10 protein-coding genes are annotated in these 6,360 nt (G+C 66.5%); all 10 read right to left on the bottom strand.

What is annotated here, in order from left to right:
* Positions 1-7 precede the first annotated feature (7 nt).
* Positions 8-649: a DNA cytosine methyltransferase gene (locus ACIQIB_RS16470; RefSeq protein WP_400758560.1), complete on the bottom strand. Its 642-nt coding sequence runs from the start codon at positions 647-649 to the stop codon at positions 8-10.
* Between the two features lie 49 nt (positions 650-698).
* Entirely contained in the window at positions 699-1,388 is a 690-nt protein-coding gene (locus tag ACIQIB_RS16465) for a hypothetical protein (protein ID WP_400758558.1), read from the bottom strand.
* A 92-nt stretch (positions 1,389-1,480) separates the two neighbouring features.
* On the bottom strand, positions 1,481-2,320 hold the full coding sequence (locus ACIQIB_RS16460; RefSeq protein ID WP_400758556.1) for a hypothetical protein: 840 nt from the start codon (positions 2,318-2,320) through the stop codon (positions 1,481-1,483).
* 129 nt (positions 2,321-2,449) lie between these two features.
* Positions 2,450-3,034, bottom strand: a complete 585-nt coding sequence (locus ACIQIB_RS16455) for a hypothetical protein (protein ID WP_400758553.1) — start codon at positions 3,032-3,034, stop codon at positions 2,450-2,452.
* Complete coding sequence (locus ACIQIB_RS16450) at positions 3,031-3,267, bottom strand: hypothetical protein (RefSeq protein WP_400758551.1); 237 nt, start codon at positions 3,265-3,267, stop codon at positions 3,031-3,033. The genes ACIQIB_RS16455 and ACIQIB_RS16450 overlap by 4 nt, the downstream gene beginning before the upstream one ends.
* A gap of 102 nt (positions 3,268-3,369) precedes the next feature.
* The gene (locus ACIQIB_RS16445; RefSeq protein WP_400758750.1) at positions 3,370-4,128 is read right to left on the bottom strand and encodes a peptidoglycan-binding protein; all 759 of its coding nucleotides are present in this window, start codon (positions 4,126-4,128) and stop codon (positions 3,370-3,372) included.
* A 98-nt stretch (positions 4,129-4,226) separates the two neighbouring features.
* Positions 4,227-4,445: a hypothetical protein gene (locus ACIQIB_RS16440; protein WP_400758549.1), complete on the bottom strand. Its 219-nt coding sequence runs from the start codon at positions 4,443-4,445 to the stop codon at positions 4,227-4,229.
* 10 nt (positions 4,446-4,455) lie between these two features.
* Complete coding sequence (locus ACIQIB_RS16435) at positions 4,456-4,734, bottom strand: hypothetical protein (RefSeq protein ID WP_400758547.1); 279 nt, start codon at positions 4,732-4,734, stop codon at positions 4,456-4,458.
* Between the two features lie 13 nt (positions 4,735-4,747).
* Positions 4,748-5,161, bottom strand: coding sequence for a hypothetical protein (locus ACIQIB_RS16430; RefSeq protein WP_400758545.1), 414 nt, complete (start codon positions 5,159-5,161; stop codon positions 4,748-4,750).
* A gap of 88 nt (positions 5,162-5,249) precedes the next feature.
* Positions 5,250-6,356 (bottom strand): hypothetical protein, encoded by a 1,107-nt coding sequence (locus ACIQIB_RS16425; protein ID WP_400758543.1) that lies wholly within the window; start codon positions 6,354-6,356, stop codon positions 5,250-5,252.
* Positions 6,357-6,360 lie beyond the last annotated feature (4 nt).

Genomic DNA, 6,360 nt, shown 5'->3' with positions numbered 1-6,360 from the left:
GGGATTATTAAACAAAATTACTAACGGTACGGGGGGCCGGTGGGGCTTGTTGGTTTATGGGCATAACTGCCCCCCCCCCCCCCCCGCAGAAATGGGAGCGGCACGACCCTTCCGCTTGTCGGGGTGTTGAGCCCCGCCATTTATCCCAAGATTCGCCGTCGGCGTTTTGAGGAACCGCGATACAAAACCACCTATCCCGGTGGTGTGCGGCTCCGATATCTGACGCTCGAAGGCAACTCCATCGAGCGTCATACCCGATCTCGGAAAGCCCGGCGAGGACTTCCGGGAGCCCACGGCGGGCAATCGCCGAAACGTTTTCCAGGAAGACGATTCGGGGTCGTAGAACGCGAATCGCTTCAAGGACCGTGTACCAGAGTCCCGACCGCTCATCGTCCAGCCCCTTTCGGTGTCCGGCATTGCTGATTCCCTGGCACGGGAAACCGGAAGTGATAATGTCAACCTCGCCCACCAGCGAGGCCCAGTCGATTTCGGTGATATCGCCGAGGTTCGGCGCGTCGGGGTACCGCTCGGCGAGCACCGCGGACGCGCCCGGGTCGGTCTCGGCGACGTATCGCACCTGGTCAGCCGTGATGTGCTCGGCCACCACGCCGAGGCCACCGACCCCGGCGCACAGCTCCAGAATTGGCATTGAATCCCCCCAGGGGGCCCCGAGGAATTACCCCCGGGGCCCCGGCCGGCTAGTGCTTCGGATCGGCAATCGCGTCGTTCCAGGACTTGAGAACCCGGATTACCGGCTTGACGTACGAGACGTCTCGGCCGCGCTTGGTGGTGTACTCGACCAGCTCGATTTCCAGCGAGCACAGAGCCTCGCCGCCGATCTTGTCCAGAGCGTTTTCGACCTCGTGAAGAACCTGCGCGAGGGTCCACGAACCGGTCTGGAAGCGGAAAAGCCCGAGATCCGGGCCATCCGCCAGACGGAACGTCACGGAAATGGACGGGCCGGGACCGCGCTTAGCCTTGTGCGCCGCCTTACGGTCCTCCATCAGCTCCGGGCACCGGCACGGCTTACCCTTGTCCTCCTCCGGCGACAGGAACTCGATTCCGTCGCAGTGGTGGATAAGCGCGCTACCGTTCCACAGCTTGAGATCGGAGGAAATCGCCGAGGCGCCGTCGATGATCACCTTGACCTTATTGGTCGCGGTGTCGACAACGATAAAGTTCTCCTTGTCGGTGTCGGTCTCCTCCGGGGTTCCGCCGAGAAGCTGGGCAATTGCCGCAGCCACCTCTGGGTCACCGGTCGAAACCCGCCACTCGGAAAGCGCAACGGGCAGATTGTCGACCTGCTTGCCGGAATGGAAGCGTCCCACGGTGTCATCCGAGAAAGTCGCCTTAGGCTTCGCAGCGGGGTCGGTCTCGAAAATGCGCATGGCCATACTGGAATCCCCCTGATTTTGGGCATGAAAAAGGGGCGCGGCTCGGTTGAGCCCGCCCCTGCGGAAACGATTCTTCGGTTATGCGGTCAGCGTGCGCGCCGCTCGGTCCCGGTCACCAGCCGGCGAGCCGACTTGGCAATAGCCCGGCCGAGCACGGTCTTACTGGTCTCGCGGTCCCACACGAAAACCTTGCGGAGCGTGAGGAATACGGCGAACACCTCGTCATCGGCGCGAACCGGCTTGAACTGCCAGTCTTCCCCGGTGATGTGGAGAACGGCCGCGCCGTCGAACTCCGGCATAGGCTCGGAAGTGCCGTCCGGCGAGATGATGAGATCGGCGTGCGAGTATGCAGCCATCTGCAACGCCACGTCCGGGTAAGCGCTCTTGCTGGTCTTCCAGTCGACAATCAGCAGATGCGGAGTTCCCGAGCGGTCCGGGGTCGGCTTTCCCTCGGCGTCGAGCCACACCCGGAGAATCGCGTCAAAAGAGCCCGCGTACTCATGGGTGCTCGACCACGCGATATCTTCGGCGCGCACCAGCTCGGGATTAACCGCTTCCAGGAATGCAGCGAATCCGACCTTGTACGGCTCCAGATCGGGGTGCACCCGGTCTACGTACTCACCGCGGGCCATGCGCTCGAAAAGGTCGTGCGCATCGCTGCCGAGCTTGGCCCGAATCTTGGTGTACCGAAGGTGGGCGTGTCGGACGTAGTCAATTGCGCCCGCTTCGTCCCGCTCGGCAATGCTCGCCACCGCGGCGAGGCTCATTACTGCGGTCTCGGCAGCCATGCGGGCCGCCCAGAAGACCAAAAAAGGCTTCGGGAGCATCGCAATTACCGATGTGACTCCCGGGTACTTGACGGCGGTGGCAGGGTCGACGTACCACCGTGACCCGCCGCGCTGGATGGTCCGGATTCGTCCGGCCATGGTTCCCCCTCGGGGTTGAGGGTGGTGATGGGTGACGTTCGAAGGGGTGATTTCTGTTTTATCTAGACACCCGTGTGTGTAGAAGAAACTAGATTTTGCGTCTCCAACGTCACCCATCACCACCGCTGTTCAGTCCCGCCGGACAGCGAGAGAGTCGGCAAGCCGGTGGAGATCGGCGAGCGTGCCCGCGTTGGTGATCGTCACGTCCGCCTCGACCTGGTCTAGGGCGGTCTCGGTGACGTGCTGGCCCTCGGGGCCGGCGAGCTGGTTGACGCCGGGACGGACGACCCGGACCACCAGGGCGCCGCGGGAGCGGAGCGCGTCCAGCTCGTTCACGTGACGCACATCGGTGACGACCACCGGGATTCCCCACGTCTCCGCCACGTCGACCCGTTCGAGTGCGAGCCGGAGCCAGTAGTCCGGATCGTGCTCGCGCACGGCCTCGCCGAGCCGCTGCAAAGTGCGGCGGACTTCGGCGAACTCCGACTTACTGCGCTCCCACCCATACCGGCCGACCAGATCGGACAGCCGGACTGGGAGCGTGCCGTAGCTGGTCGGCTCGGCGCCCACGATCGGGTCAAGGTCCAGAGCAGCAGATCTGAGCGGGTCGGCAAGGGCGACCCGGGCGAACGCGTACTTCGTGCCGAGCCGGGCCCCGATACTGTCCTTGCCGCTCCGGGCCCTGCCGATCAACGCAACGTGGCGGAAGGTCACTCGGCCTCAAACGGGTCGGCCTGGTCGACGGTCTCGGCCGGAGCCGGCTCGGCGAGCGCTGCGGCGGTCTTGTCGTTCTCGGCGCGCTGCACCGCCTCGCCGGTACCCAGGACGGCCGCCGCCAGGGCGAGCACCAGAGCGGACGGCAGTGACGGGATGTAGTGGGCGACCAGGGCGAGCGCAGCGACGAACACCGCGTAGATACGGGCCGGGTGGGTGGTGATGAACTGCAAGGCTGGTTCCTCCTGTTGGGTTACTGTGCGTAGAAGAAATGAGCAGCTGCACAGTTGGGCGATATCCGGGCATGCCGGACACCAGGCTGTGACGCTGCGTGATCAGGCGGCGGGCACGCGGAGCGCGTCCCACGTGGTCCGGCCGGGCCAGCCATCGGCGTCCGCGCCGACGAACCCCCGCTTGCGCTGCCAGAGCGCGTACGACCTCCGGTCTGCCTCGGTCCACTGCGGCCCCGGGCCCTCGGTGTAGGCAGAGCAGCCCTCGGCCACCAGGCGGCGGCCCATGGCGGTGATCAGGGCGGAACGCGGGGAGCGCTTGAAGAAGTCGGTGCCCGGGAACGGGGCGTACCCGCCGCCGGTCGACCCGCCGGAGCCGGCGAGGGTCTGCGCACGGCGGACGATCTCGGGAAGCTGGGCAAGGATCTTCGCGCCGGGACACTGGTCGTGCCCGCCCCACGCCGCGCCGCCCATGCCGTGCCATCCGAGGCCGCGCCCGCCAGTGCTGGCAGTGAGCTGGATCGGGACGCCGTGAACCTGGTGGGCCCATACGAGCACCGCAGCACAGCGGTTGATCTGCGCATCGGTCAGCGAGTTGCCGCCCTTGCCTTCGTTCTCAATGCTGAGCCAGCGTCGGTTTCCGTCGGCCTGAGCCCACGCCCGGTCGCGGGTATCGACCCACTGCCAGAGCTGACCGTCTCGGCCGGTACCGAAGTGCGAAGATGCCTTCGCCGATGGGTTGCGGAACCAGCTGTCCGAGCCGGACAGCGAGCCGTCCATGATGTGGATCACCACACCGTCGACTGCTTCCTGTCCGCCGCTGGTGTAGTTCTTCGGGATCGGGCGCCACTCGGCGCCGGGCATGCGTGCCACTTGTTTTCCCCCTGTTTTGGGCATGAAAAAGCCCCGCCCGGTTCGGCCCGGACGGGGCTCGGAAGTGCTGAATTTGGTTGTGCTGCCGCCTACTTGGCGACTGCCTGCACCACGGCGACCACGGCGCCGCCTATGCCGGTCAGTGCGGCAACGGGAAGCGCGTACTTCCACGCTTCGAGAGCCCGCAACCGGGCTTCGTGGTCGTCAAGTTCGTCGCGTACGCCCTCGGCCTGCTGGCCGATCGACCGGACCTCGGAACGGAGTCCGATCACCTCGTCGTAGATCTCCCGGGCGCCGATGCTGACCACGCCGAGCTGATCAGGCGGGGTCGGCCGGTCCGATGAGCGGGGTGTGGGCATTAGGGTCCACCTCCTCTCGTCGCACCGTGACCACCGCGCCGAGCGGGCGGTAGTCGACGCATCGGCGAAGTAAAGCGGTCACGGCTGCCTCGGCGGCGCGGGTCACCTCCTCTCCGGCCCGGGTCACCGCGGCAGTGTCCGGCGGACCGGGATCCCGGCCTGTCACGTAGGCCACGACCGCACGCACGTCGGTATCCGGCAGGATGATGGACATGTCGAACGCGTGTCCGTCAGGCATGTGTCCCCCTTTCTTAGTAGCCGGCCGGGGCGGTCACGGTCGACCAGGCCCCGGCGGTTGTTGCTGTGGGGGCGGTGGTGGTCGACACTCCCGAGGCGAGGCCGAGTCCGACCGCCAGGGCGGGCGTGCCGACCGACTGCCGGGCCTGTAGCAGCACGCGACGCCACGTCCCGGATCGGGTGTGCGGCGGGTCGAGCGTGTGCAGCCATTCGCATCTGATCCACTGGTTCGCCCCGGCGCCGAGGGCGACGACCGCACTGGTTGCGCGTCCCGAGTCCACGTCGAACAGGCGGCACTCAATGAAGCCGGAGCCCGAGACGCTGGCCCGGAAGTCCAGCCGGATCACGGGGCGGTTCAGGCCGCCGATGCCGACCTGTGCTATCGCCCTGAAGGCCGTGCCGCCCGGCCACCCCTCGTACGGGGTCATGGGCAACGGCTCGTCGCGGGCACCCGCTCGGGGGGTTCTCTCCAGCACAGCGAGCCGCCGCCGAATCTCGGCGAACTCTCTTATCAGGCTAGGGACTTGCGGCACTGCCGACATCGCCAAATACCCCCACGGGCACCAAGGCCAGTACCGACTCCTCCCCGGAGTCGGAGACCTTGACCGCTATCTCTGTGATCACATACAGCCCGTCGACCAGCAGACGACCGGCGGCCCGGACCCGCACACGGACCTGGTGCCCCACCTGTACGTCTCCCGGCCCCGGGGATCCCCCGGCGTACAGCCGCACGGACGGGATTGTGACGGGCATGGAGCCCGCGGCGATCATCTGCCGCGCATACTCGGTGAGCGTGGCTGCCGCGGTCACGTCCTGGTGGGATTCCACTGCCGAGAGCCGCGGGATCCTACGGCTCGGATCGGTTTCCAACGGCAGGTTGTACCACCAGGCAGCCATCTGGTCTTCGCCGTCGCCCGCGCCGGTCACCGCGGCCTCGGTCGCCATACCGGTGCCGTCGACCGTGAACGCCGGGACATCGCAGTTAGACCCGTGGTCGAGCACCACATCCGTGGGTTCGCCGGCTGCCGGTAGAAACCGGATAGTGCTGGTCAGCACGCTGCCGAGCCATCCGTGATCAATCCGGAAGGAAAAACCGCTGATTACCCCGGTCAGATCCTCGACTGCCTGCCCGACGAACTTGCGTTCATGGGCGTAGTACGTGCGGTCCCGCCGAATGCCCGTCACTTCGGAGCTGTCCCAGGACAGGCAGCGCGGGCCGGTGTTCCACGGAATTCGGCCGGTACCGTCGGCGAAATCCTCGATCAGCCGGCGGGCAATCGTCCCTTGGTCCTGTTGTACGAACGTCGATGTTGCGGTGATCTGCCGCCGCCGGTAGTAGGCCCACAGGCCCACCGCGGAGAGCGTGACAGTCTCGGCCTCCAGGTCGCCCGAGAAGCCCAACAGGGGCCCGCCCCATAGGACTTGCTGCCCGCGCTGGATGTAGATCAGCACACGCCACGGCTGGAGCGCCTGCCAGGGCACGGGGCTGGAGAGCGGCAGCTCGACGGTAGCGGAGCCGGCCCCGCTCAGAGGCCGCGTAAACGACAGGTCGGACGCCGGGAGTTCACCCCAGATCTGGCCCGACATGAATTCGACAACGAATATTCGGTACTGCGGATTCACGCCC

Source organism: Kitasatospora sp. NPDC092286, assembly GCF_044755565.1.
Lineage (GTDB): Bacteria > Actinomycetota > Actinomycetes > Streptomycetales > Streptomycetaceae > Kitasatospora.
The sequence above is the reverse complement of the archived record's forward strand: the minus strand, read 5'-3'. Positions and strand labels throughout refer to the sequence as shown.